The following is a 24,116-nucleotide window of genomic DNA, read 5'->3' as shown; positions in this document are numbered from 1 at the left end:
CGAGCGCAGCGAAGCAATCCAGACTGCCGCCGCCGAAAGACTCTGGATTGCTTCGCTGCGCTCGCAATGACGATGGCGGCGGGCTGCACCCTCACGTCAGCACCTTCACCCCGCCAAGCGACGTCACCCGCCCCTGCTTCAGCATCACGATTTGGGTCGCGAGCTGGCGCAATTCGGCGACGTCGTGGCTGACATAGACCATCGGCACGTTGGCCTCGTCGCGCAACCGCACCAGATAGGGCAGGATCTCGAGCTTGCGGCCCTCGTCGAGTGCCCCGAGCGGCTCGTCGAGCAGCAACAGGCGCGGCCTGGACAACAGCGCGCGGCCGAGCGCCACGCGCTGGCGCTCGCCGCCGGAGAGCTTTCCGGGGCGGCGACCTTGCAGCGCGCCGATGTCGAGCAGGTCGACGACGCGCTTGTGCTGCGCCGGATCGGGCAGCACGCGATTCATCCGCCGTCCATAGTCGAGATTCTGCGCGACATTGAGATGCGGAAACAGCCGCGCGTCCTGGAACACATAGCCGACGCGGCGGCGCCAGGTGGGGATGTGGATGCCGGCCGCGGTGTCGTCCACGGTCTCGCCGTCAATGACGATGGTGCCGCGGTCGGGACGCAGCAGGCCCGCGATCATGTTGACCAGCGAGGTCTTGCCGGCCCCGGACGCACCGAACAGGCCGATGACGCGGCCCTCGCTTTTGAAGGATGCGGAAAGCGAGAACTCACCGAGTTGCTTTTCGACGTCGACGCGCAGCATCGTCAGTTCCCGTGCAGCCGCGCGGTGGCGCGGCGGGCGAACCATTCGGCGGCGATCAGCGCGCCCAGCGCGAGAACGATCGAGATCATGACGAGCCGGCCCGCGGCCGCATCACCGTCGGGCGTCTGGATCAGCGAATAGATCGCCGAGGAGATCGTCTGGGTCTCGCCGGGAATGTTGGAGACGAACGTGATGGTGGCGCCGAACTCGCCGATGGCTTTGGCAAAGCCGAGCACCATGCCGGCGAGCACGCCGGGCAGCGCCAGCGGCAGCGTCACCGTGACAAACACTTTGAAAGGCGCAGCTCCCAGTGTTTCCGCGGCCTGCTCGAGCCGGCGGTCGATCGCCTCGATCGACAGTCGTATCGGGCGCACCAAAAGCGGAAACGACATCACGCCGCAGGCGAGCGCCGCGCCGGTCCAGCGGAACGCGAAAACGATGCCGAGATGGTCGGCCAGGAAAGCGCCGACCAGGCCGCGGCGGCCCAGGGTGAGAAGCAGCAGGTAGCCGGTCACGACCGGCGGCAGCACCAGCGGCAGATGCACCAATGCGTCGAGCACCGCCTTGCCCCAAAACTCCTTGCGGGCGAGCAGCCACGCCAGCGCAATGCCGAACGGCGTCGCCACCAGCGTCGCGATGATGGCGACCCTGAGCGAGAGCAGGATCGCCGTCCATTCCGCAGGCGAAATCTCGGACATCAAGTGGCGAACATCACGTCGTGGGGCTGATCAGGAATTTGAAGCCGTATTTTTCCAGAATCGCCTTGGCGGCGGCCGAGCGCAGAAACGTCAGATAATCGTTGGTCTCGGCCTTCGCCGTCGTGGTCGCGGCCACCGGATAGATGATCGCCGGATGCGAATCCGCGGGGAAGGTGCCGACGATCTTGACGCCGGGCTCGACCTTGGCGTCGGTGGAATAGACGATGCCGAGTGCGGCTTCGCCACGGGCCACCAGCGTCAGCGCGGCGCGCACGCTCTCGGCCATGGCGAACTTCGGCTCGGCCGCCTGCCACGCCCCGAGTTTCTCGAGCGCAGCCTTGGCATATTTGCCAACGGGCACTGACTTCACGTCGCCGGTCGCGATCCTGCCGTCGCCGGCGAGCTTTGCCAGGTCGAAGCCTTGCGCAATTGTGACGTTGTCGATTTTCGATCCTTCGGCGCGATCAGCACGATGCTGTTGCCGAGCAGATTGACGCGGGTCGGCTCGTTGATGGTCTTCTTGGCGATCGCGTAGTCCATCCAGTCGGTGTCGGCGGAGACGAACACGTCGGCCGGCGCGCCCTGCTCGATCTGTCTGGCCAGCACCGAGCTCGCGGCATAGCTGACGCTGAACTTGACGCCGGTCCGGGCGGTGTAGGCCGCGTCGACCTCGTCGAGCACGTTCTTCATCGAGGCGGCGGCGAACACAATGATGGTCTTGTCCTCTGCGGCGGCAGGCGAGGGGCCCACGCCCGCGAGGATCACGAAAGCGGTGACAAGTCCGGCAATACGAAACATCAGATGCGCTCCGTCCGAGCCCGCGCGCGCGCGATCGCGCGCGCAACTGGCGTTGTGTGGGGGTCTGGCTTGCGACGGGCGGAAGCGCTGTTCCACGGGTCCTTGCGACGGCTTACGGCCGGCCGGGATATCGCAGCTGCGAAGATAGCAGGCTGACGCGTCACGTCAAAGGCGGCCGTTCAGCCTATTGCGCCGGCAGGATCGCGATCGCCAGCGAATTGTCCCTGACGCCGCTGATTTGCAGCACGAAAGGCTGCGCCGACAGCTGGTATTTCATGGTCTTGCGGATGCCGTCGCAATCGGTCGCGCCGCTGAAGGCGACCGGCTTGAGGGCGTGCCCGTCCTGGATCACGTCCACCCAGGCCCCGCTGGACAGGCTGACCGTATAGAGCCCGGCCTTCGCGGTCTTGATGCTCGTGAACCCGGCAAAGCTGCCGTCCTTCGGCGCGCGCTCGGGTGGGCTGGGCAATTTGGCATCCGCGGGCGTCACCAGTCTGAGCGTGATCGCCGACGACGGCAGGGCCGCCTGCTCGCTGCCCGACGCGAGCTTGACACGATCCGGGGCGGTGAGCGCAGCGCGCTCGCGCTCGATCGGCCATTTGAACTTGTCGCAGCCGCTCGGTTCCTCGGCGGCGAGGGCGGAGGTCGCACTGATCGAAAGCGCAGCGAGGAAGGTGAGGACGCGCATGTCAAATCTCATCGTTGGCCACGCGAAGCTGCGGGCTTGCTGTCAATTTTGTTGGAGAGCGGGATGCGCGTCCCGGGATGCCGCGGGCTTACGGCACGGCGGCAAGCTGATCCTAGCGCATTTCAGCCAGGCGAACCAATCATCCAGCCGTCATCCCGGACAAGCGCGCCTTAAAGCGCGCGCAGATCCGGGATCCATAGCCACAGGAAGTAATTTGGCGAAGACTCGGAATTGTCAGCCCGCGCTACGCCTTCTCCCTGGGAGTACGGGTCCCGGATCTGCGCGCGCTTAGGCGCGCTTGTCCGGGACGACGGCGGAGTATTGGCAAGCGGCGTCCCCGCGCGCATCAATTACCGCTTCGCATCCGGCGCGTGCAGCACCGCCTTGCAGGCGGCAGGCATCTGCGCCAGCGTCATCGGCGGCTTCGGCTTGGGCGGCTCCGGCGGCGGCTTCGGATGCAGCACGCCGTCGCTGAACCAGTAGGCGAGGTCGGACGGCTTGCAGCCTTCGTCTTCGGATTGCGACGGCTGGCTCTGACATTCGGTTGCGCCCGCGGGACAGCGCATGCGGATGTGGAAGTGATAATCGTGGCCCCACCACGGCCGGATCTTCGACAGCCAGGAGCGGTCGCCCTTGGCCTCGCGGCACAGCGCCTTCTTGATCGCGGCATTGACGAAGATGCGCTGCACCGCCGGCTCCTGCGCGGCGTCGCGCAGCACCAGCACATGACCCGGCGTGAACACCTTGGGGACGACGTCGAGCCGGTCGTCGCGCACCATCATCACCGCCGAGGTCTCCTCGCGCTCCTCGCGCGAGAGGCGATGGTCCGGCATCGGCGACAGCCAGATGTCGGCGTCGAGGCCGATCTGATGGCTGGCGTGGCCGGACAGCGCCGGGCCGCCGCGCGGCTGGCCGATGTCGCCGACCAGGATGCCGGGCCAGCCCGCGTCCTTGTGCGCCTTGGCCGCGAGCCGCTTGAGCAGCGCGATCATGTCGGGGTGACCGTAATAGCGATTGCGCGACAGCCGCATCACCTGCCAATCGTCGCCGTTGAGCGGCATCTCGACGGCGCCGCCGATGCAGCCTTTGACATAGGAGCCGATCACGCGCGCCGGCCCCGCCGAGGGCAGCAGCTTTCGCGCGAACAGCTCTTTGGCCCCGATCTTGGGATCGTTCGGATTGGCCAGTGGCGGCAGCGGCTTTGGGTTCACGCTGCCCTTGTCCTGGGCCAGCGCGACGCCGGCGGCCAGGAGCGTCATGACAAGCAGGAGAGGGGCGATTCGGCGGAGACTCATGCTGCCATCCTTATAGCCCAACGCTGCGTCAGGATTAAGAATCCGGCCGTCGGCTGAGATATCGTCCAAAGCCGCAATTGTCCGATCGGGCCAGCCGATTTTTAACGGCGCGATAACCCTGTGCTGCATTGACCAAAATTGGTGCGCGGGGTGAGGAGAACTCGCCGCCGGTATGCAATCGCGCATGATTTCGGAAAGGATTCAGGCGAGCGCGCAATTTTGCGCCAGCGCCTTCTCCGATCGCGCCGCGGCACCAGGTTTGGGGCGCCCGCCGACACCGCGCCGCCTCGCAAACAGGCACAAAGTCGGTCTCGCGCGATCCGCACGACGCTGGCGTGTGGCGCCGAGCCCGCCCAAGATTACTGTTTTTTCAGAGACTTCCCGCAACAGTTGCGGCCGCTGGGCGCGACTGGGACGTATGAAGTTGAGTTTGGGGCCTCGGACACCAAAAGCGAAAGCGGGGCGTGCTCGCTCGGACCGGCCAACGGCCGTGCAAGCCGCGATTCGGGCGCGCGCCGCGTCCGCCGCTCGAACGTGACGCGGCGATCATCGAAGCACGCAAAGCCCATGACCACCTGCGTCAGGCCGTCGACATGCTGCCGCAGGGCATCGTGATCCTCGATCCCGAGGGCCGCTACGTCCTCTGGAACAAGCAATATGCGGAGATCTACAGCAAGACCGCCGATCTGTTCGCGGAAGGCGCGCGGCTGGAAGACACGCTGCGCGTCGGCGTTGCCCGCGGCGACTATCCGGAAGCCGCCGGCCACGAGGACGAGTGGATCGCCGAGCGGCTGAAAAGGCTGCACGAGCCGGGCAAGCGCCACGAGCAGAAGCTGTCGGATGGCCGCGTCATCCTGATCGAGGAACGCCGCACCGACGACGGCGGCGTCGTCGGACTGCGCGTCGACATCACCGAATTGAAGCAGCGCGAGGCCTCGTTCCGCCTGCTGTTCGACGGCAATCCCGTCCCCATGATCATCTGCGCTCTGGATGACGAGCGTATCGTCGGCGTCAACGATGCCGCGGTCGCGCATTACGGCCATAGCCGTACCGAGTTCGAGAAGCTGACGATCCGCTCCCTGCAGGCGTTCGACAGCGCGCCGCCCTGGACCGTCGGTCCCGCCGGCGAGGAGCAGGCCGGGCGCACCTGGAAGCACGTCAAGGCCGACGGCGCGCTGATCGATCTCGCGATCTATTCCCGCGAGCTGACCTATGCCGGGCGGCCGGCGATGCTGCTCGCGCTGATGGACATCACCGAACGCAAACGCGCCGAGGCGCGGCTCGCCTTCATGGCCCAGCACGACGCGCTGACCGGCCTGCCGAACCGCAATCTGCTGCGCCAGATCATGGACGATATGCTCCAACATACGCGCCGCAGCGCCGATAAGGTCGCGGTGCTGATGCTGGGGCTCGACAATTTCAAGGCGGTCAACGATACGCTCGGACATGCGGTGGGCGACAAGCTGCTGCGCGGCGTCGCCAAGCGGCTGCGCTCGAGCCTGCGCGAGGACGACGCGCTGGCGCGGCTCAACTCCGACGAGTTCGTGCTGGTGCAGAGCGGGCTGGCGCGTCCCGAGGACGCCGTGCTGCTGGCCAAACGCCTGCTGGCGGCCATCGCGGATCCCTATCTGCTCGACGGTCATTCCGTGGTGATCGGCGCCTCGATCGGCATCGCCATGGCGCCCGGCGACGGCGATGATTCCGAAAAGCTGCTCAAGAGCGCCGACATGGCGCTATCGCGCGCCAAGCTGGATGCGCGCGGCGGCTTTGCTTTCTTCGAGGCCGCGCTCGATGCCAAAGCCCAGAGCCGCCGCAAGATCGAGGTCGAGCTGCGCGACGCGATCCAGGGCGACGTGCTGCGGCCGCATTATCAGCCGCTGATCGATCTTTCGAGCGGGCGCATCACCGGCTTCGAGGCGCTGGTGCGCTGGCCGCATCCGGAGCGCGGCATGATCTCGCCGGCCGAATTCATTCCGGTCGCCGAGGACACGGGGCTGATCAATCCGCTCGGCGGGCTGATGCTGCGCCGCGCCTGTCTCGATGCCGTGACCTGGCCGGACGACGTCCGCGTCGCCGTCAACCTCTCGCCGCTCCAGTTCCGCAGCGGCAATCTGCTCTCGGTGGTGACGGACGCGCTGAAGCATTCCGGCCTGCCGCCGCGCCGGCTTGAGCTCGAGATCACCGAGACGCTGCTGCTCGAGAAGAGCGCGCAGGTGCTGGCGACGCTGCATGCGCTGCGCGCGCTCGGCGTCCGCATCTCGATGGACGATTTCGGCACCGGCTATTCCAGCCTGAGCTATCTCAGAAGCTTTCCGTTCGACAAGATCAAGATCGACCAGTCCTTCGTGCGCGACCTCGGCAGCAATCGCGAATCGCAGGCGATCATCCGCTCCATCGTCAGCCTCGGCAAGGTCTCGAGGTCATCATCACCGCCGAAGGCGTCGAGACCGAAGCCGAGCTGAGCTGTCTGCGCGCCGAAGGCTGCGATGAAGGCCAGGGCTTCCTGTTCAGCAAGGCCCGCCCCAATGCCGAGATCATCAGCCTGCTCGCCGCCCAGCGCGGCATCGACGGCGGCGAGAAAGCGGCGCTGGTGGCGTGAGCGCTGTGTTCCTTTGGGTCATTGCTTCAATGCATCTCCAAATGTAAGGGACGCACTGGACTCTCAGTTAACCTCTCCCGCCTGCGGGAGAGGTCGCGCCGCAGGCGCGGGTGAGGGCTCTCTCCACGCTGGGAGTCCCACCGCGGAGACACCCTCTCCCCAGCCCTCCCCCGCAAGCGGGGGAGGGAGCGCAGCGCCCTTATGGCTGTTATCCCGCTTCAACTGCCGACAATATCCCCTTCCCCACATCCTCAAAATGCGTGTCGCGCGCCTGGATCTGCTGGGTGATGGCGTGCATGTCGCGAAAGCGCCGCTCGAACGGGCTGCTGCGAAACACGGCGGTCGCGCCGGCCATACGATAGGCGGTGTCGACCACCTTGGCTGATTGCTGGATGGTCCAGGTCGCCGCAAGGCGAACCGCGCTGCGATGTGCCGCACTGAATGCGCCGGTCGCGGCGAGGTCGCGCCACATCGCATTGGCCGTGGCATAGAGATAGGCGCGCGCGGCGCGCAGGTCCCCTTCGGTGCGGCCGATCAAGCCCTGGACCGCCTGGTTGTCGCGCATCGCGTTTGCTGCGAGCGACTGGTGCTTTGCGCGCGCCAGCGCGATCGCGGCATCCAGTGTCGCGCGCGCGACGCCGAGCGACACTGCGGCGAAGCCGAGACTGAAGGTCGAGCCGGTCGGGAGCCTGTACAGCGGCCCCGGCTCGCGCAAAGCCTCTGGCACGTCGCGGAACACAGCGAAGCGATCGGGAATGAAGAGGTCGCGCACCTCGTAGGAATCGGTGCCGGTGCCCGCGAGGCCGATTGCCTGCCAGACGTCGTGCAGCACAGCTCTCGCAGAGGGAAACAGGATGGTGCGTATCTCCGGCGAGCCGTCGGCGTTTTTCCGTGGCGTGCCGTCGGCACTGAGGATGCGCACATGCGCGCCGAGCCAGCTCGCCTGGCGCGAGCCCGAGGCAAAATCCCAGCGCGCCGTGACGCGATAGCCGCCCTCGACCGCGCGCGCCTCATGCGCAACGGCACCCCAGGCGAGAATGCCGGGCGCGGTGTTGAAGATCTCGTGCGCGGTTTCGTGGTCGAGGGCGGCCGCGATCATCGCGCAGACGCTGTTTTGGCCGAGACACCAGGCGGTGGAGGCGTCCGCCTTTGCGATCTCCTCGAGCATCTGCATGAAAATCTCGGGCGGCGCTTCCGATCCGCCGAGGCTCTGCGGCAGCAGCGCGCGATAGAGCCCGTTCTCGATCAGCGCGCCCACCACCACGGGCGTCAGCCGCCGCGTCCGCTCGATCTCGTCAGCCTCGCCCGCAATCAGCGGCGCGATGGCGCGGGCCCGTTCGACCAGCCCAAATCCGGGAGTTGGGTTCATGTCAGCGTTTCCTCGCCCATTCTTGGTGTGAGCGGTAGATGCGCGATGGTGATCTATCTGGCGGGCGCGATCAAGATCGTAGCCCCAAGCCTGGCTTGCCGGCCACGACCTGAAACTTCGCGATCTTGTAGCCCGGATGCAGCGAAGCGAAATCCGGGGGCCGCTGTCTCCCACGGCGACCAACCCGGATTGCGCTCCGCTCCATCTGGGCTACGGATCAGTCGATGGAATCGTGAAGCGGTCGCTCCATGATGATCGTGCGCTCGTCACCATGATAGCTGTCGCGCACCGCATGGAAGCCAAGCCGGGCGTAGAAGGTTTCGGCGGTGACCAAGGAAGGCACGGTCAGCGAAGCGATGTTTCGCTCGCGCGCCGTGCGCTCGATCTCCGCCATCAGCAGCTTGCCGACACCTCGGCCTTGAACATCGGGGGCGACGAAGACCGTGCGAACGACGCTTCCGTCAAGGCCGGCTGTTCCAACGACGCGGCTGCCGATGCTGGCGACAAAGACCGTGCGTTTCCGGATCAGCTCGCGCACCTCCGTCGGGCTGAAGCTGCGCTCGACCGTTTCGATGATCTCATTGGTATAGTCCTTCGCATTGGTTTCACGCAGGGCACGCAGGATGACCACGCTGATGTCAGCGGCGTCATCGTCAAGCGCGGGCCGGATCGTGCATTCCAAGGCTCGCTCCCACTCGCAAAGAACTGGATGTCAAGGCCCGCCACAGGCAATCAGCTTGTCGCGCAACCCAACCTGATGCTACCGTTTGTAGCATATTTGGGGCCGCCCAAGAGGCATATCATGAAGAAGCCGACCCGCCGCGATGCTCGCCTCGCCGCGGCTCCCAGCGCCGAGACGCCGACCGTGCTGGCGTTCGAGCACGCGCCGATGAGCGATCTCGTCGATGCTCTGGCCGACGGGCGCGTTACCGCGAGCGCGCTGACCACATTCTATCTCGCGCGCATCGAAGCTTACGACCGCGGCGGTCCGATGCTCAATGCCGTCCGCGCGCTCAATCCCGACGCGGTTACGATCGCGGGCAAGCTCGACCACACCAGGCCGTCGCTCAAGCGGCCATTGGCCGGCGTCCCGATCCTCGTGAAGGACAACATCGCGACCGCCGACAAGCAGCCGACCACGGCAGGCTCGCTGGCGCTGGAGGGCGCGCGCGCCAAGCGCGACGCCACCGTGGTCAAGCTGCTGCGGGGCGCCGGCGCGGTGATCCTGGGCAAGGCGAACCTGATGGAGTTCGCCAACATGCTGGCGATTGACATGCCCGCAGGTTATTCATCGCTGGGCGGCCAAGTGAAGAACCCTTACGCGCCGGCGCTGATGGACGATCGCGATATCCCGGTGGTGACGCCAGGGGGCTCGAGCTCGGGTTCGGCGGTTGCTGTGGCGGCCGGTCTGTGCGCGGCCTCGATCGGCACCGAGACCTCAGGCTCGCTGCTGCACCCCGCCGGCCTGAACGGCCTCGTCACCGTCAAACCGACCGTCGGGCTGATCAGCCGTGCCGGGATCGTGCCGATCGCGCACAGCCAGGACACCGCGGGGCCAATGACGCGCACCGTGCGTGACGCGGCGCTGCTATTGAACGTGCTGGCCGCCAAGGATCCGCTCGACCCGGTGACGCTGCGCCAGCGGCGGCCCGCCGATTACACCGCCGGCCTCGCATCCGATGCGATGAAGGGCGCGCGCATCGGCGTGCCGAGCGATCCTGCCGATCCGCTGAACGATCCCTACTACGGCAAGCTGCCACCCAAATGGATCGAGGTGATCGCCGAGGCGATCAAGGTGATGGAGGATCTCGGCGCGATCATCGTCCGCGCCAGCATGCCGACTGCCGGCTGGATCGCCGGACCGGGCACGACCATGGCCGTGCTCAACCGCAATCCGCTGAGCCGCAACAAGGGCAGCCCGACCATGCAATGGATCGTCTTCCTTTACGAGCTGAAGCACGATCTCAATCTCTATTTGAAGGATTGGGCGACCAACACGGAGATCAAGACCATCGCCGACATCGTCGCCTTCAACGAGGCAAATGCCGACAAGGCGCTGCGTTTCGGCCAGGACCTGTTTCTCGCGGCCAATCTCACCCGCGGCAATCTCAGCGAGCGCGAGTACAAATCGGCGCGTGCCATGGATCTGCTCTCCGCCCGGACGCACGGCATGGATGCCTATTTGAACCAGCACGAGCTCGATGCGGTGCTGTTCCCCGGCGCCTATGGCGCCGCAATCGCCGCCAAGGCGGGCTATCCCAGCGTGATGGTGCCCGGCGGGTTCGTCTCGGGGACAAACGACGGCAAAGACACGCCCGACTATCCGCTCGGCGTCACTTTCTCAGGCCGCGCCTGGAGCGAACACAAGCTGCTGCGTCTGGCCTACGCCTACGAGCAGGCCTCCCGCATGCGCAAGCCGCCGCCCGGATTGATCGCGAGATGAGATAGACCTGCATCACGTGACCGAATTGGAGAGCCAGTGACTCTCATCCACCGACATAGGCGGCCAGCTCATCAGGCGTCCCCATCGGAAAGGCCTGCTTGAGATAGTCGAGAAAGGCGGATACGCGCGCGCTCAGCAGCCGCCGCGACGGATAGAGGGTCCATAACGCGATCTCCGGTGCGTCGACATCGCCCCAATGCACCAGTGTGCCGGCGGCGAGATGGTGACTGACGAGTGATACGGGAAGCCGTGCAGCACCCAGGCCGGCTCGGACGGCGTCGCGGACCATCAGGAGCGATGACAGGCGAAGGACCGGATCAACCGCGATGTGCGATGTTCCGGTTGGCATGGTCACTTTCCATGTCGTCTGGCCGCCGGCTCCGCGCACCACCGCCGGGACGGCGATGTCGTCCGCCGGTCGCGCGAGTCCGGGACTCGCGACCACCACCAGCCGATCGCGCAGGAAGATTCGTCCGACCAGGCTTTCATCCGGATCTGGATTGACCCGGATCACCAAATCGTAGCCTTCCTCGACCATGTCGACGGCCCGGTCTTCGGTCGTGACCTCGAGCCGAACCTCCGGATATCTGAGCGCGAACCCGGCGGCGAGCTTGCCCATCGCGGTCTGCGAGAAGAACACTGGTGCACTGACCCGCAGCCTGCCGCGCGGTCTGTCCCCGCCTGAAGCAATTACGGCCGCGGTCTGCTCCAGTTCGGTGAGCAACGTCCCCGTCCGCTCATACAGCGCGCGCCCTTCCTCCGTGAGCTTCAGGATGCGTGCTCCACGCTCGAACAGGCGCAGCTCAAGGCTGCTTTCCAGCTCCGCCACGCGCCGGGACAGCGTGGCTTTCGGGCGCCCAGTGGCCCGGGCAGCCCGTCCGAACCCTCCGTAACGGGCGACAAGGTTGAAATCAGCCAAGGCAAGCAGGTCCATCTGTTCCACCAGTGAGACGATGCGTCCAAATATAGCGTCTATCGGCTCGAATGTGGATCGCTAGTTTGCGGGTGTGTTCTTCCAACCCCAACCCGGAGTGATCCCATGACCATCCTCGTTACCGGCGCCACCGGCACGGTCGGCCGCCAAGTCGTCGAACAACTCGTCAAGCGTGACGCCGATGTCCGTGCGCTCGTCCGCGACCCCGCAAAGGCCGGCTTCCCGGCCGGCGTCAATGTTGCGAAGGGCGACATGCTCGACGTCGATTCGCTGCGCAGCGCGCTCTCCGGCGTTTCAACCCTGTTCCTGCTCAACGCCGTTGTGCCCGACGAATTCACCCAGGCGCTGATTGCCCTCAACCTGGCGCGAGAAGCGGGGATTGAGCGGATCGTCTATCTCTCGGTGATCCACAGCGATCGCTACGTCAACGTGCCGCACTTCGCCGGCAAGTTCGGCGTCGAGCGGATGATCGAGCAGATGGACTTCAAGGCCACCATCCTGCGCCCGGCCTACTTCCTGAACAACGACCTCACGGTCAAGGACGTCGTGACCGGCTACGGCGTCTACCCGATGCCGATCGGCAGCAAGGGGCTCGCGATGATCGACGCCCGCGACATCGGCGAGATCGCGGCCATCGAGCTCATTCGCCGCGAGAGCTCCGCCACGCCGCTTCCGCCCGACCGAATCAACCTGGTCGGTCCCGATACGCTGACCGGCGCGAAGGCCGCGGCGATCTGGTCCGAGGTGCTGGGTCGTCCGATCGCCTATGGCGGCGACGACACCGCCGGGTTCGAGAAGAACCTCAGGCAGTTCATGCCGAGCTGGATGGCCTTCGACATGCGCCTGATGAGCGAGCGCTTCCTTAGCGAGGGAATGATCCCCGAGGCCGGCGACGTCGAGCGTCTGACCGCGCTGCTGGGCCGTCCGCTGCGCTCTTATCGCAACTTCGTCGCCGAGATCGCGGCCGCCGCCTGACGGCTCCGGCACCGACCGAACACGACCATGATCAATCGAAAACCAAAACTGCGGGAGCGCCTCCTTGAGGCCTCCCGGCATTGAAGGAGGCATCCATGAACAACCCGACCGACGAAAGCGCCAGCACCACGCGATCGAAGATACTGGTTCTTGGAGCAACCGGCGGGACCGGTCGCCTGATCGTCAGCGAGGCGCTGGCGCGCCGGCACGAGGTCACCGCGCTGGTGCGTTCACCGGAGAAGGCCGGCGATTTGAAAGGCGCCAGGCTGATCGTCGGAGACATCAGCGACGAAAACGCCTTGCGAAACGCGCTGAGGGGTCAGGACACGGTCGTCAGTGCACTCGGCACGCCGGCAAGCCCCTTTCGCGAGGTGAAATTGCTCTCGACCGCAACGCGCGCGCTCGTGACCGCGATGAAGGCCGAGCAGGTCTCCCGGCTGGTCTGCATCACCGGGATGGGCGCCGGCGACAGCGCCGGGCGCGGCGGTTTTCTCTTCGACAGGCTGATCTTTCCGCTTCTGTTGAAGAACGTGTACGCCGACAAGGACCGGCAGGAAGCCGTCGTCAGAGACAGCGGGCTCGACTGGGTCCTGGTTCGTCCGTCCGTCCTGAACGACAAGCCCGGCCGCGGCGCGATCCGCGCGATCACGGATCTCTCTGACTTCCACGGCGGCAGCATAGCGCGCCAGGACGTTGCGACATTCGTGCTGGACCAGATCCAGGGCAACAACTGGCTGCATCGCTCGCCGTTGATCACGTGGTGATAGGCTTGGGCAGGTCTCGCAAGAGCTCAACCCGTCCTACGATGTCTGCCGGCGACGAGTCTGTTGAGGCCCTTGCGCGAACTAGCTCGCGGCGGTCGTGCCGGCGAAGGCCGCGACGACCAACAACGGCTCTCGTAGGGTGGGCTAAGGCGCTCTTGCGCCGTGCCCACCATATCTCCTCATACCGAATCAAGATGGTGGGCACGCTTCCGCCTTCCTACCGCTGGCCTACGGCTACGAGCAGGCCTCCCGCATGCGCAAGCCGCCTGCCGGCGCTGCAGGCCTGAACCTCGGCGGCGCGGCGTGCGACCAAAGATCATGCCGATCGTCAGAATTGTCCTGATCCTGCTCGCGTTCGCCGCGCCTGCCTTCGCGCAGGACGGCATCCACGAGCTGGTCGCCGCGCGCGATGCCGCCAAGGCCTTCAAGATCTATGTCGACGGGGTCGCGAGAAAGGGCGGGCGGCCCGACCTGACCCGGCCTGATGTCGCCGCCATGCTCGGCCACATCTACGATCTTGACGCCTTCGCCGCGCTGCCGCCCATCGAGGGGAGCGATATGAACTGGCTGCCGGACTGGTTGGACGCGGCCAACCAGACCCACAAGCTTTTCATCCTTTACGGTGCGAAGCCGGGGCCGCAGCCTGATTTCGTCGCGCTCCAGCGCAACATGACCGAGTATGGCGACCAGTACGCGACCGCAATCAGCTTCATGATCCGCGGCATGGCGCGCGAGGCAATTGCGGGCCAGATGTTCTGGAACGAGCTTCCACCGGAGCATCGCACCCGGATCCGCGAGGAGGGATTTGCAGGCATGCGCAGGAACAGCGCCCTCTTCATCCTGTCCACGGTGTGCGCGGCGATCCAGGGTGCCAGCAAGCCGGCCAACGCCCGTCTGGTCGCGGCTGCGCTGCGCGACACGCGCGAGGTCTGGGCGAGCCACCTGCTGCCGGAGGGTCGGGCCCGCCTGATCGCCGAGCTCGCCGACCTTCCCAACTGGGCGCCGGACGAAATTGCCCGCGTCGATCTCGGCGCTTTCACGGCCGCGCTTCAGGCAGTGAATTGATCAGGCGTCCTGCGGGCCAGATGCGCTCAGCATCGTCGCAATGTCCCCCTGCGCGGGGAGCCGACCGCCAAGGTAGCGGCCAGGTCTTTCGACGCTCGCAGTGCCGCAAAATAAACACGCATAAACCAGAAGCTCCAGATATGGCGTCCTGGGGAATGTTGCGGGGACTTTGTCATGCGGGCATGGATCGGCTTCATCGCGGCGTTGTGGGCCTTCGCTCTTCACCCCACCGGAGCTCAAACCGCGTTCGCAGCCGAACCCGCATCCGCCTGCGGCATTCCTTCCGACATCCACGACGGATGGGCGATGACGTCGCCTGAAAAGCAGGGGATGAACGCGAGACTGCTTTGCACGATGGACGACGGCATAACCGGCGGCAAGCTCGCCAATGTCGACGACGTCGTCGTTATCAGGCACGGCGTGCTCGTCTACGAACGCTATTACAATTATCCTCATCAGCTGAATTTTGACGCGACGACGCGGCACGATGGTTATTCCATGACAAAGAGCGTCGTCTCGCTGCTCGTCGGCATCGCCATGGATCGGGGCTTGATCAAGGATATGGATGCTCCGGTTGCTGCGTATTTTCCGGACAATGCCGATCTTCGTATGCCCGGCAAGGATCCCATAACGCTGCGCCATCTCCTGATGATGTCGGCGGGATTGGGCTCCAGCACAGCTCCCGGTGTCGCCTTCGCGTACGACAATGGGGAAACAGAGCTTATCGGAGCTATTCTCAACAAGGTCACCGGGAACGCGGTCGATGTGCTGGCTCGGGAGAACATCTTCGAGCCACTCGGAATCAAGGATGTTGGCTGGGATCAAGACCCGCTCAGCGGTGTTGCGACCTCGGCTTACGGGTTGAGCCTGCGCCCCCGCGACTGGGCGAAAATCGGCCAGCTCGTTCTCAACCGTGGCGTTTGGGAAGGCCGCCAGATTGTTTCAGGGTCCTGGGTGGATCAGTCGACGGCCGAGCACATCAAGACCGAAGAGCCGCTCGCTTATGGCTATCAGTGGTGGCTTGGCCGCTCGCTGGACGGGGAGCGCGAAATTCGATGGATCGCCGCCAGAGGCTTCAATTCTCAAAAGATCATCGTCATCCCCGCGCTCGATATGGTGGTCGTCATCAACCCGTCCCGGCGATCCAAGAACATGGTTGGGCCCGAGCTGGAGTTGTTGGATCGATACATCATACCCGCAACTTTCAAGGATTGATGTTGCACGGACGAGGACGCGCTATTGAGGTTGGCAGCTTCTCCCGCAGCTCCGACAAGCGCAACCTCCTCTCCGTCACCCCCGCGCAATGGCGCAGCCATTGTCGCTGGAGGTGCTCGCCTCTTCGGCGAGCATCGAAGGGCGACGGCCCGGCTGCATCTCGGCCGTTCATCCTTCGAGGCTCAGCTTGCGATGCCTCGCATCGCAAGCCTCACACCTCAGGATGACGGGGTGACAGGCATGAGCGGGAAGAGCACCGTAGGATGGGTAGAGCGGAAGCGAAACCATCAAGCTTCCAGATATTGCGTCCGTCGACTGTGAGGCCCGTTAGACGTCCGCCATTGGAAGCAATTCCAACTTCGCGGATGATTTTCCCAACAGCTCGGCTTGCGCCATCCGCCGAGGATCATTCCGGTAGTTTTGAAAATCCACATCGGATGCGAAGCTGACGATGTGCACCTCGACGGTGTCATCCGAATTTCGAAGCCGTCGCTCCAGCCGTCCATTGAACTCGGGCAAGAGCGGCAGGACGGCATCCTCGTAGGCTCGAAAGTCCGCGACACCCTCTTTGGGTATTCGGGCTATGAGCACAAACATGGGGCGGTTGGTCTGATGGGACATTATCGCTGCCGATTACACACGCTGCAATGATGGCATCATGGCCCTGTTTTGCCCGACGAGTCAAACAAGATTCGTAAAAAGCGAAAAAGGTGTAGTGCCGACAAGGCGCCGGCTACTGTGCATGGGGTTGTTTTGCAGGTTTTTGTTTGAGGCGAGGTTCGCGCAGTCAGAGGAGGCCCGCAGACCCCCGCGACCTCGCCTCAGCTATCCACCTTCAGCGCGGCAATGAAGGCTTCCTGCGGGATGTCGACCTTGCCGAACTGCCGCATCTTCTTCTTGCCTTCCTTCTGCTTCTCCAGAAGTTTTCGTTTGCGCGTGATGTCGCCGCCGTAGCACTTGGCGGTGACGTCCTTGCGCAGCGCGCGCACGGTCTCGCGGGCGATCACCTTGCCGCCGATCGCCGCCTGGATCGGGATCTGGAACATATGCGGCGGGATCAGCTCCTTCATCCGCTCGACCATGGCGCGGCCGCGCCCCTCGGCGCGGGTCCGGTGCACCAGCATCGAGAGCGCATCGACCGGTTCGTTGTTGACCAGGATCTGCATCTTCACGAGATCGGCCGGCTTGTAGTCGGTGAGATGATAGTCGAACGAGGCGTAGCCCTTGGAGACCGACTTCAGGCGGTCGTAGAAATCGAACACCACTTCGTTGAGCGGCAGATCGTATTTCACCATCGCGCGGGAGCCGACGTAGGTCAGCTCCTTCTGCGCGCCGCGGCGGTCCTGGCACAGCTTCAGCACGCTGCCGAGATATTCGTCCGGCGTCAGGATCGTCGCTTCGATCCAGGGCTCCTGGATCTCGGCGATCTTGACCACGTCGGGCATGTCGACGGGATTGTGGATCTCGAGCTCGCTGCCGTCGGTGAGCTTCATCTTGTAGATCACGCTCGGCGCGGTCGCGATCAGGTTGAGATCGAACTCGCGCGACAGCCGCTCCTGGATGATCTCGAGGTGCAGCAGCCCGAGGAAGCCGCAGCGGAAGCCGAAGCCGAGCGCCGCCGAGGTTTCCATCTCGAACGAGAAGCTGGCGTCGTTCAGCCGCAGCTTGCCCATCGCGGCGCGCAGCGTCTCGAAATCGTCGGCGTCGACCGGAAACAGGCCGCAGAACACCACCGGGATCGCCGGCTTGAAGCCCGGCAGCATCTCCGTCACCGGCTTCCTGTCGTCGGTGATGGTGTCGCCGACACGGGTGTCGGCCACTTCCTTGATCGCGGCGGTGATGAAGCCGATCTCGCCGGGGCCGAGCTCGTCGACCTGCGTCATCTTCGGCGTGAAGAAGCCGACGCGCTCGACGTCGTAAGCGGCACCCGTGCCCATCATGCGGACGCGGCTGCCCTTCTTCATGACGCCGTCGACGACGCGGATCAGCACGACGACGCCGAGATAGACGTCGTACCAGCTGTCGACCAGCAGCGCCTTCAACGTCGCGTCGCGGTCGCCGTTCGGTGGCGGCAGGCGGGTGACGATGGCCTCCAGCACATCGGGCACGCCGAAGCCGGTCTTGGCCGAGATCATCACGGCATCGGAGGCGTCGATGCCGATGACGTCCTCGATCTGCTGCTTGACCTTGTCGGGCTCGGCGGCCGGCAGGTCGACCTTGTTCAGAACCGGAACGATTTCGTGGTTGTTGTCGAGCGCCGCGTACACGTTGGCGAGCGTCTGCGCTTCGACGCCCTGGCTGGCATCGACCACCAGCAGGGAACCCTCGCAGGCCGCCAGCGACCGCGAGACTTCGTAGGCGAAGTCGACATGGCCGGGCGTGTCCATCAGGTTGAAGATGTAATCCTTGCCGTCCTTGGCGTGGTAGGCGAGGCGGACCGTCTGCGCCTTGATGGTGATGCCGCGTTCGCGCTCGATGTCCATGGAATCGAGCACCTGCTCCTTGCCCGCCATTTCGCGATCGGTGAGGCCGCCGGTCATCTGGATCAGGCGGTCGGCCAGCGTCGACTTGCCATGGTCGATATGGGCGACGATGGAGAAATTGCGGATGTTGGAAATGGGGACGGTCGTCATGGGCGCGGGATACCACTCACATCCCCGTGCGGCAACCATATTGCTGTAATTTCAGGGGCTTTCTTCACGCCAAGCTGATTCCACGCCGGGCCAAAACGCGCTACGCAACGCCTGATGTCAACGACTTCAATCCCATCCGCCCGGGCGCGCGCGAAGACCCGGGTGAGCCTTGCCCGCTTCCGGGCCTGGCTGGTTGCCTGCGCGATCCGCCCCGAGGCCCGGCTTTGGCTGGTGATCCAGTTCGCCGTCCTGCATGCGGTGATCTGGACCTTCATCCTGATCAATCTCAAGTCCGCGCAGGACGTTCACATGGACGTCGCAGAGGCCTATGGCTGGGGCCAGAAGTTCCTGCTCGGCTATGGCAAGCACCCGCCGCTGTCGGGCTGGATCGCCGGCCTCTGGTTCATGGCGTTCCCGGCGGCGGATTGGGCGACCTATGCGCTTGCGATGGCGACCGTCAGCGTCGGCATGGTGATCTGCTGGCTCGTGGCACTGCGCGTCGTCGATGCCAGACGCGCGTTCCTGGTCGTGGTGATGGTCGCGCTCTACCCGATCTTCAATTTCAAGGGTTTCAAGTACAATCCGGACCTGCTGCAGCTCGTCACCCTGCCGCTGCTCGTGCTCGCTTATCTCAACGCGTTCGAGAAGCGGAGCTGGCAGTCCGGCATTTGGCTTGGGCTTGCCGGCGCGCTGGCGCTGATGACCAAATACTGGGTGCTGACGATGATCGGCGCCATTGGCCTTGCCGCGCTGATCCATCCCGAGCGGCTGAGATTCCTGTCGTCGCCGGCGCCGTGGGTTGCGATCGCGACGATGGCGGTGGCGATGATTCCGCACTTCATCTGGCTCGCGAATGCGCATTTCGTGCCGCTGACCTATGCCGGCGACACCTACAGCATCGAGGACACCAGTCTCGTGCGTCAGCTGGTGTTCGGCTATGTCCTGCACAATGCCGCGCTGCTGGCGTTGCCGGTGGCGCTCGCCGGGCTCGCAATGGCGCTGGTGCCGCCGTGGCTCACATTGCTCGCGCGCGCACCGTTGCGCATCGTCACGCGGGCCTGGGCGCGCGGCGCCAATGCGAGCGTCAACTTCTCGCAGGCCCGCAACATCTGGATCATCCAGGTCATCGTCGCAGTCGGGCCGCCGCTCGGCGCGCTGGTCTTCAGCATCTACATGAAGACCGATTGGGGCATCTCGCTGTTCTTTCTGGTGCCGCTGGCGCTGGTCGCGATCCCCGCCTTGCGGGTGCAGGGTGCGGCGATCTTCAACATCACCGCGATCTGGCTCGTGCTCAGCGTCGCGACGCTGATTGCCTCGCCCTGGATCGCCGCGCGCGAGATGGCGGTCAATGCCGACAATACCGCGACCTACGGCGCGCGCTCGGAGCTTGCGCGTGAACTGACGCAGGCCTGGCACGCGCGCTTTGCCTCGCGCTGGGCCGTCGTCGCCGGCACCATGGAATCAATCCAGCCGATGGTATTCTACAGCCCCGATCATCCGGCTGCGTTCACGCCGAACGAGGCCTGGAGCTCCGGCCTGACGTCACTCGAAGACGTCAAGAAGTACGGCTTCATCGGCGTGTTCGATCCGACCGACGGCCGCCTGCCGGCGTTCGAGAAATGGGTGTCCGAGACCGCGCCGAATGCCGAGCGCATCGTGATGACGACGCGCCGCTTCACCCACGGCAAGGCCGGTCCGTCGATGACGTGGAACATCTACATCGCGCCGCCGGAGAAGTGACCTTCAGGTCCCTTCTTCGTTGAACTTGCTCTCGACCAGCTCCGTAATCGCCGCGAGCGCAGCTTCGGCATCAGCACCGGCCGCGGCGACCGTGATCGTCGTGCCCGGCCCGGCGGCGAGCATCATCAGGCCCATGATCGAGGTGCCGCCGACGGTTTCGGCGCCGCGCGTCACCCACACCTGCGCGTTGAAGCGCTCGACCGCCTGGACGAATTTCGCCGAGGCGCGAGCGTGCAAGCCGCGCTTGTTGATGATCAGGAGCTCTTTGGAAATCGCGCCCGCGGGCACGCCCGTCGCGGCTTGCGGCGCGTCGTCGCTCATTTGCCGGCGAGCACGCGGCTGGCGATGGTGACGTATTTGCGACCCGCTTCCTGGGCCATCGCGATCGCGTCGGGCAGCGAACGCTCCTCGCGCACCTTGGCAAGCTTCACCAGCATGGGAAGGTTGATGCCCGCGAGCACTTCGACCTTCGGCCGGCTCATGCAGGATATTGCCAGGTTGGATGGAGTGCCGCCGAACATGTCGGTGAGGATCGCAACGCCGTCGCCGGAATCGACGCGGTTAACCGCTTCGATGATGTCGCTTCGGCAGAGATCGGAATCATCTTCGGCGCCGATCGTGATCGCTTCGATTTGCTTTTGTGGGCCCATGACATGCTCAAGCGCTGCCTTGAATTCGTCGGCAAGGCGCCCGTGGGTCACAAGTACTAGACCTATCATCGGAAAAACTCCTCGCGGGCGCTTTTGGTGCACCGCACGAACGCGCCACTTTGACCATCCAGAGCCCCCGCGCAAGAGGGGATGTTGCGTATCTCCCTGAATCTAGACGGATGGATGAGGGGAGCTGCGCCGGTCTACTCGGTCGCGATAGTGGGGTTCATATGGTTACCATTTCCCTTCAAACAATCGTCCGAAGGGTTAACGGAAGATGAACTCTTGGTAGTGGTCAAGGCCGCGACAACCAGCGGGAGGGGCGAATAGCCCGGCCCGACCGGGATTCGCGGTATTTCAACACCTAAAATGCTTATTTTCAGGGATTGAGCCGGCGGCAGCCGCTCCGCGTCCGCTGCGTCGAGATCGACCACGAGGCCTACGGTCGCGTGCTCCACGAAGTCGCAGCGGCGAATCCCCAAGCCCCGGATCTCGATCAGGCCGGCCAGTACCGCGGCGGGCCGGACCTCAATTTCATGGCCGAGTGTCGCCAGATGGACACGGTCATCGCCGACCAGGACGGCCCTTTCGACCACGCCGGCACGCCCGGCCATGATTAAATCGAAGGCAAGCCGCGACTTGCCGGCGCCCGAAGGGCCGCGGATCAGCACCGCCAGAGATCCGACCTTGACTGCGGAGGCGTGAACGCTCGCGTCGCCGTCGCTCATAGCGCCGGCAGCCTCACCACGAAGCGCGCGCCGGCGACCGTCGGCGCGCCGTCGGCGTCCGTGGCGCCTGCGCGGTTCTCCGCCCAGATGCGCCCGCCATGGGCGTCGACGATCTGCTTGGAGATCGAGAGCCCGAGGCCGGAGTTCTGGCCGAAGCCCTGATGCGGACGGTCGGTGTAGAAGCGCTCGAAGATGCGCTCCAGCGCGTCGTCGCGAATGCCGGGGCCGTCGTCGTCGACCACGATCTCGATCTCGCCGCGGACGCGGCGGCAAATGAGGCGCACCTTGCTGCCGGGTTCGGAGAACGATTGGGCGTTGGCGAGCAGGTTGGAGACCACCTGCCCGAGCCGCGAATCGTGGCCGGTCACCGCGAATGTATCGGTCGGGCTGCGGCCCTCGAAGCGCGCTTCGACCGCGACGTCGTGGCCGAGCTTGGTCTCGTTGGCGACCGAAACCAGCGTGCCCAGGAGCCGCCTGAGGTTGACGGGAATAGCGTCCTGCCGCTGGAGCTCGGCATCGAGACGGCTCGCGTCGGAAATGTCGGAGATCAGCCGGTCCAGCCGCTTCACGTCATGCTCGATCACCTCGAGCAGGCGGGCGCGGCTGTTCTCGTTGCGCGCCAGCGGCAGCGTCTCCACCGCGGAGCGCAGCGAGGTCAACGGGTTCTTCAGTTCATGGGCGACGTCGGCGGCGAACATCTCGATCGCCTCGATCCGCTTGTAGAGCGCATTGGTCATATCGCGCAACGCGCCGGAGAGATGGCCGATCTCGTCGCGGCGGCGGGTGAAGTCGGGGATCTCGACGCGGCTCTTGATGCGGCGGCGGACCCGCTCGGCGCTGTCGGCGAGCCGGCGCACCGGGCCGGCGATCGTGCTCGCCAGCAGCAGCGACAGCATGATCATGACCGCGGCTGCTACGCCACCGACCTTCAGAATGGCAAGGCGCTCGGCGGTGACCATCTGGTCGATGTCGTCGCCCTGTGTCGAGAGCATCAGCGCGCCGTGGATGGCGCGCGAGCGCAGCACGGGGACCGCGACCGAGACGATCACCTCGCCGCGTGCATTGACCCGCACCATCGAACGCTTCTGGCCCTGGAGCGCGTCGGCGACTTCCACATAGCCATTGCCGTTCTCGCGCCCGAGCTCACGATACAGCGGCAGGTCGCCGCGGTTGATCCAGAGGCGGACCGCGATCGTCGCGCGTTCGACCAGCCCGGGTTTTTCCGACGGCGGCGGCAGTGGCATGGTCCGCACGTTGTCGAGGTCGCGGCTGTCGAGCAGCACCGAACCGTTGGGATCGAAAATCCGAGCGCGCGTCTTCGTCGGCAGGATCAGCGTGCGCAATACGGGCGCCACGCGTTCGGGATTGATCGGAAACTCCAGCGAATCGTCCGGTCCGCCATAGCTCTCACCCAGTTTCAGGTCGAGCAGCCGCTCCGGGTCGACGGTAATCGCGTTGGTCTGGACCGTCGCCGACGCCCCGATCGCACCGGCGATGATTTCGGCCTGTACCAGCAGGCTCTGCGCGCGGGCATCGATCAGGCCGGCGCGGAATTGCGACAAATACAGGATGCTCGCGACCAGCGCGACGAGACCGGCGAGGTTCAGCGAGACGATGCGGCGGGTCAGGCTGGAGAAGGACAGCGCGAAGAAGAACTGCCCGGCGCGCTTCAGCCAGTTGAGCGGCCGCCAGCCCTGCGCGACCGGCTTGTCCTCGGCCAAGCGCTCCGGGCCGCCCTCGGATGCGACATCCTCGGCGTTCAGGTTTGGATCAGGCTGCGTTCGGTCAAGCAATGCTCATGCCCGCGTTGGGACAGCTCGTGCGATCAAGTCCCCGCATCCTAGAGCCATCCCGGTCCCGATGGAATCAGAACCGGGCGCAGCCCTGGTGTTTCGTGAAAGGCTCGTTGCGCCTCAGGCTTCCTTGAAGCGGTAGCCGACGCCGTAGAGCGTCTCGATCATCTCGAAATCGTTGTCGACCACCTTGAACTTCTTGCGCAGCCGCTTGATGTGGCTGTCGATGGTGCGGTCGTCGACATAGACTTGGTCGTCATAGGCGGCGTCCATCAGCGCGTTGCGGCTCTTGACCACGCCGGGCCGTGTCGCCAGCGCCTGGAGGATCAGGAATTCGGTGACGGTCAGCGTCACCGGCTCGTTCTTCCAGGTGCAGGTGTGGCGTTCCGGGTCCATGCGCAGCAGGCCGCGGTCGAGCGCCTTGGCGTCGTTCTCCTTCGGCGCGACGGTCGGATCCTTCGGCGCCGAGCGGCGAAGCACCGCCTTGACGCGTTCGACCAGCAGGCGCTGCGAGAACGGTTTGCGGATGAAATCGTCGGCCCCCATCTTGAGGCCGAATAATTCGTCGATCTCTTCGTCCTTGGAGGTCAGGAAGATCACCGGCAGATCGGATTTCTGCCGCAGCCGGCGTAGCGTCTCCATGCCGTCCATGCGCGGCATCTTGATGTCGAGGATGGCAAGATCGGGCTGGGTGGTGCGGAAACCGTCGAGCGCGGAAGCGCCGTCGGTGTAGGTCATGATGCGGTAGCCTTCGGCTTCCAGCGCGATCGAGACGGATGTGAGAATGTTGCGGTCGTCGTCGACCAAAGCGATTGTGGGCATGAGCCTGCTTTCTGCTTTCCGTTTGGATCGTGGCTTAAACGGCGAGCAATCCAGTGATGCGCCGCATACATGGGTCCCGAACTTGGAGTTCGAACTTTGTCACCGAGCAATGCAAGCTGGGCTGAAGTGTGACCAAGTTCCACGAAACACGGC

Annotated in this window: 20 protein-coding genes and 2 pseudogenes; 7 read left to right on the top strand and 15 right to left on the bottom strand. The window is 65.0% G+C overall.

The window, feature by feature from the left end:
- Positions 1 to 91 precede the first annotated feature (91 nt).
- The 5 genes and pseudogenes from modC to mepA all read right to left on the bottom strand — a co-directional run bounded on the left by modC (position 92) and on the right by mepA (position 4,233).
- Positions 92 to 754 carry a molybdenum ABC transporter ATP-binding protein gene (gene modC / locus AB8Z38_RS20625; protein WP_369719683.1) on the bottom strand — a complete coding sequence of 221 codons (663 nt, stop codon included), beginning with the start codon at positions 752 to 754 and terminating at the stop codon, positions 92 to 94.
- 2 nt (positions 755 to 756) lie between these two features.
- A complete protein-coding gene (gene modB, locus AB8Z38_RS20620; protein ID WP_369719682.1) occupies positions 757 to 1,452 on the bottom strand; it encodes a molybdate ABC transporter permease subunit in 696 nt (231 codons plus the stop codon).
- Positions 1,453 to 1,465: 13 nt separating this feature from the next.
- Positions 1,466 to 2,250: pseudogene (gene modA, locus AB8Z38_RS20615) on the bottom strand (molybdate ABC transporter substrate-binding protein).
- 184 nt (positions 2,251 to 2,434) lie between these two features.
- Entirely contained in the window at positions 2,435 to 2,938 is a 504-nt protein-coding gene (locus AB8Z38_RS20610; RefSeq protein ID WP_369719681.1) for a hypothetical protein, read from the bottom strand.
- A 350-nt stretch (positions 2,939 to 3,288) separates the two neighbouring features.
- A complete protein-coding gene (gene mepA / locus AB8Z38_RS20605) occupies positions 3,289 to 4,233 on the bottom strand; it encodes a penicillin-insensitive murein endopeptidase (protein ID WP_369719680.1) in 945 nt (314 codons plus the stop codon).
- A 464-nt stretch (positions 4,234 to 4,697) separates the two neighbouring features.
- Here mepA and AB8Z38_RS20600 point away from each other — a divergent pair.
- Positions 4,698 to 6,832 (top strand): annotated as a pseudogene (locus AB8Z38_RS20600) (putative bifunctional diguanylate cyclase/phosphodiesterase).
- 208 nt (positions 6,833 to 7,040) lie between these two features.
- Here AB8Z38_RS20600 and AB8Z38_RS20595 read toward each other — a convergent pair.
- Complete coding sequence (locus AB8Z38_RS20595; RefSeq protein ID WP_369719679.1) at positions 7,041 to 8,201, bottom strand: acyl-CoA dehydrogenase family protein; 1,161 nt, start codon at positions 8,199 to 8,201, stop codon at positions 7,041 to 7,043.
- Positions 8,202 to 8,418: 217 nt separating this feature from the next.
- The gene (locus tag AB8Z38_RS20590) at positions 8,419 to 8,883 is read right to left on the bottom strand and encodes an N-acetyltransferase family protein (RefSeq protein ID WP_369719678.1); all 465 of its coding nucleotides are present in this window, start codon (positions 8,881 to 8,883) and stop codon (positions 8,419 to 8,421) included.
- A 120-nt stretch (positions 8,884 to 9,003) separates the two neighbouring features.
- On the opposite strand from AB8Z38_RS20590, the gene AB8Z38_RS20585 reads away from it, so the two are divergent.
- On the top strand, positions 9,004 to 10,644 hold the full coding sequence (locus AB8Z38_RS20585; protein WP_369719677.1) for an amidase family protein: 1,641 nt from the start codon (positions 9,004 to 9,006) through the stop codon (positions 10,642 to 10,644).
- A 43-nt stretch (positions 10,645 to 10,687) separates the two neighbouring features.
- Here AB8Z38_RS20585 and AB8Z38_RS20580 read toward each other — a convergent pair whose 3' ends face one another.
- Positions 10,688 to 11,578 (bottom strand): LysR family transcriptional regulator, encoded by an 891-nt coding sequence (locus tag AB8Z38_RS20580; protein ID WP_369719676.1) that lies wholly within the window; start codon positions 11,576 to 11,578, stop codon positions 10,688 to 10,690.
- Positions 11,579 to 11,683: 105 nt separating this feature from the next.
- Between AB8Z38_RS20580 and AB8Z38_RS20575 the strand changes: the two genes are divergently transcribed.
- From AB8Z38_RS20575 to AB8Z38_RS20560, 4 genes are all read left to right on the top strand, one after another.
- Positions 11,684 to 12,553 (top strand): NmrA/HSCARG family protein, encoded by an 870-nt coding sequence (locus AB8Z38_RS20575; protein ID WP_369719675.1) that lies wholly within the window; start codon positions 11,684 to 11,686, stop codon positions 12,551 to 12,553.
- Between the two features lie 95 nt (positions 12,554 to 12,648).
- Positions 12,649 to 13,317: an NAD(P)-dependent oxidoreductase gene (locus tag AB8Z38_RS20570; protein WP_369719674.1), complete on the top strand. Its 669-nt coding sequence runs from the start codon at positions 12,649 to 12,651 to the stop codon at positions 13,315 to 13,317.
- Positions 13,318 to 13,635: 318 nt separating this feature from the next.
- Positions 13,636 to 14,382, top strand: a complete 747-nt coding sequence (locus AB8Z38_RS20565; protein ID WP_369719673.1) for a hypothetical protein — start codon at positions 13,636 to 13,638, stop codon at positions 14,380 to 14,382.
- Between the two features lie 174 nt (positions 14,383 to 14,556).
- On the top strand, positions 14,557 to 15,597 hold the full coding sequence (locus tag AB8Z38_RS20560; RefSeq protein ID WP_369719672.1) for a serine hydrolase domain-containing protein: 1,041 nt from the start codon (positions 14,557 to 14,559) through the stop codon (positions 15,595 to 15,597).
- Between the two features lie 327 nt (positions 15,598 to 15,924).
- On the opposite strand, the gene AB8Z38_RS20555 is transcribed toward AB8Z38_RS20560, so the two are convergent.
- Both AB8Z38_RS20555 and lepA read right to left on the bottom strand, forming a co-directional pair.
- Positions 15,925 to 16,218: a hypothetical protein gene (locus tag AB8Z38_RS20555; protein WP_369719671.1), complete on the bottom strand. Its 294-nt coding sequence runs from the start codon at positions 16,216 to 16,218 to the stop codon at positions 15,925 to 15,927.
- 200 nt (positions 16,219 to 16,418) lie between these two features.
- Positions 16,419 to 18,230, bottom strand: a complete 1,812-nt coding sequence (gene lepA / locus AB8Z38_RS20550; RefSeq protein WP_369719670.1) for a translation elongation factor 4 — start codon at positions 18,228 to 18,230, stop codon at positions 16,419 to 16,421.
- A gap of 114 nt (positions 18,231 to 18,344) precedes the next feature.
- Between lepA and AB8Z38_RS20545 the strand changes: the two genes are divergently transcribed.
- Complete coding sequence (locus AB8Z38_RS20545) at positions 18,345 to 19,970, top strand: glycosyltransferase family 39 protein (protein ID WP_369719669.1); 1,626 nt, start codon at positions 18,345 to 18,347, stop codon at positions 19,968 to 19,970.
- 3 nt (positions 19,971 to 19,973) lie between these two features.
- Here the strand turns inward: AB8Z38_RS20545 and AB8Z38_RS20540 are convergent, their stop codons facing one another.
- From AB8Z38_RS20540 to AB8Z38_RS20520, 5 genes are all read right to left on the bottom strand, one after another.
- Positions 19,974 to 20,291, bottom strand: a complete 318-nt coding sequence (locus tag AB8Z38_RS20540) for an HPr family phosphocarrier protein (RefSeq protein ID WP_369719668.1) — start codon at positions 20,289 to 20,291, stop codon at positions 19,974 to 19,976.
- Positions 20,288 to 20,689 carry a PTS sugar transporter subunit IIA gene (locus AB8Z38_RS20535; RefSeq protein ID WP_024339151.1) on the bottom strand — a complete coding sequence of 134 codons (402 nt, stop codon included), beginning with the start codon at positions 20,687 to 20,689 and terminating at the stop codon, positions 20,288 to 20,290. The genes AB8Z38_RS20540 and AB8Z38_RS20535 overlap by 4 nt, the downstream gene beginning before the upstream one ends.
- Before the next feature lie 134 nt (positions 20,690 to 20,823).
- Positions 20,824 to 21,348 (bottom strand): HPr kinase/phosphorylase, encoded by a 525-nt coding sequence (locus tag AB8Z38_RS20530; RefSeq protein ID WP_369719667.1) that lies wholly within the window; start codon positions 21,346 to 21,348, stop codon positions 20,824 to 20,826.
- Positions 21,345 to 23,141 carry a stimulus-sensing domain-containing protein gene (locus AB8Z38_RS20525; RefSeq protein WP_369719666.1) on the bottom strand — a complete coding sequence of 599 codons (1,797 nt, stop codon included), beginning with the start codon at positions 23,139 to 23,141 and terminating at the stop codon, positions 21,345 to 21,347. The genes AB8Z38_RS20530 and AB8Z38_RS20525 overlap by 4 nt, the downstream gene beginning before the upstream one ends.
- Positions 23,142 to 23,261: 120 nt before the next feature.
- On the bottom strand, positions 23,262 to 23,963 hold the full coding sequence (locus AB8Z38_RS20520) for a response regulator transcription factor (RefSeq protein ID WP_027535781.1): 702 nt from the start codon (positions 23,961 to 23,963) through the stop codon (positions 23,262 to 23,264).
- Positions 23,964 to 24,116 lie beyond the last annotated feature (153 nt).

Origin of the sequence: Bradyrhizobium sp. LLZ17 (assembly GCF_041200145.1) — a bacterium.
In the GTDB taxonomy this organism is placed as follows: Bacteria; Pseudomonadota; Alphaproteobacteria; order Rhizobiales; family Xanthobacteraceae; genus Bradyrhizobium.
The sequence above is the reverse complement of the archived record's forward strand: the minus strand, read 5'-3'. Positions and strand labels throughout refer to the sequence as shown.

What these genes read in the sequence shown, in the direction of transcription:
- lepA (WP_369719670.1), bottom strand. Translation starts at nt 18,230, where the DNA reads ATGACGACCGTCCCCATTTCCAACATCCGCAATTTCTCCATCGTCGCC.
- AB8Z38_RS20575 (WP_369719675.1), top strand. Translation starts at nt 11,684, where the DNA reads ATGACCATCCTCGTTACCGGCGCCACCGGCACGGTCGGCCGCCAAGTC.
- AB8Z38_RS20520 (WP_027535781.1), bottom strand. Translation starts at nt 23,963, where the DNA reads ATGCCCACAATCGCTTTGGTCGACGACGACCGCAACATTCTCACATCC.
- AB8Z38_RS20555 (WP_369719671.1), bottom strand. Translation starts at nt 16,218, where the DNA reads ATGTCCCATCAGACCAACCGCCCCATGTTTGTGCTCATAGCCCGAATA.
- AB8Z38_RS20610 (WP_369719681.1), bottom strand. Translation starts at nt 2,938, where the DNA reads ATGCGCGTCCTCACCTTCCTCGCTGCGCTTTCGATCAGTGCGACCTCC.
- mepA (WP_369719680.1), bottom strand. Translation starts at nt 4,233, where the DNA reads ATGAGTCTCCGCCGAATCGCCCCTCTCCTGCTTGTCATGACGCTCCTG.
- AB8Z38_RS20530 (WP_369719667.1), bottom strand. Translation starts at nt 21,348, where the DNA reads ATGAGCGACGGCGACGCGAGCGTTCACGCCTCCGCAGTCAAGGTCGGA.
- AB8Z38_RS20595 (WP_369719679.1), bottom strand. Translation starts at nt 8,201, where the DNA reads ATGAACCCAACTCCCGGATTTGGGCTGGTCGAACGGGCCCGCGCCATC.
- AB8Z38_RS20535 (WP_024339151.1), bottom strand. Translation starts at nt 20,689, where the DNA reads ATGATAGGTCTAGTACTTGTGACCCACGGGCGCCTTGCCGACGAATTC.
- AB8Z38_RS20540 (WP_369719668.1), bottom strand. Translation starts at nt 20,291, where the DNA reads ATGAGCGACGACGCGCCGCAAGCCGCGACGGGCGTGCCCGCGGGCGCG.
- AB8Z38_RS20545 (WP_369719669.1), top strand. Translation starts at nt 18,345, where the DNA reads ATGTCAACGACTTCAATCCCATCCGCCCGGGCGCGCGCGAAGACCCGG.
- modB (WP_369719682.1), bottom strand. Translation starts at nt 1,452, where the DNA reads ATGTCCGAGATTTCGCCTGCGGAATGGACGGCGATCCTGCTCTCGCTC.
- modC (WP_369719683.1), bottom strand. Translation starts at nt 754, where the DNA reads ATGCTGCGCGTCGACGTCGAAAAGCAACTCGGTGAGTTCTCGCTTTCC.
- AB8Z38_RS20560 (WP_369719672.1), top strand. Translation starts at nt 14,557, where the DNA reads ATGCGGGCATGGATCGGCTTCATCGCGGCGTTGTGGGCCTTCGCTCTT.
- AB8Z38_RS20570 (WP_369719674.1), top strand. Translation starts at nt 12,649, where the DNA reads ATGAACAACCCGACCGACGAAAGCGCCAGCACCACGCGATCGAAGATA.
- AB8Z38_RS20565 (WP_369719673.1), top strand. Translation starts at nt 13,636, where the DNA reads ATGCCGATCGTCAGAATTGTCCTGATCCTGCTCGCGTTCGCCGCGCCT.
- AB8Z38_RS20580 (WP_369719676.1), bottom strand. Translation starts at nt 11,578, where the DNA reads ATGGACCTGCTTGCCTTGGCTGATTTCAACCTTGTCGCCCGTTACGGA.
- AB8Z38_RS20585 (WP_369719677.1), top strand. Translation starts at nt 9,004, where the DNA reads ATGAAGAAGCCGACCCGCCGCGATGCTCGCCTCGCCGCGGCTCCCAGC.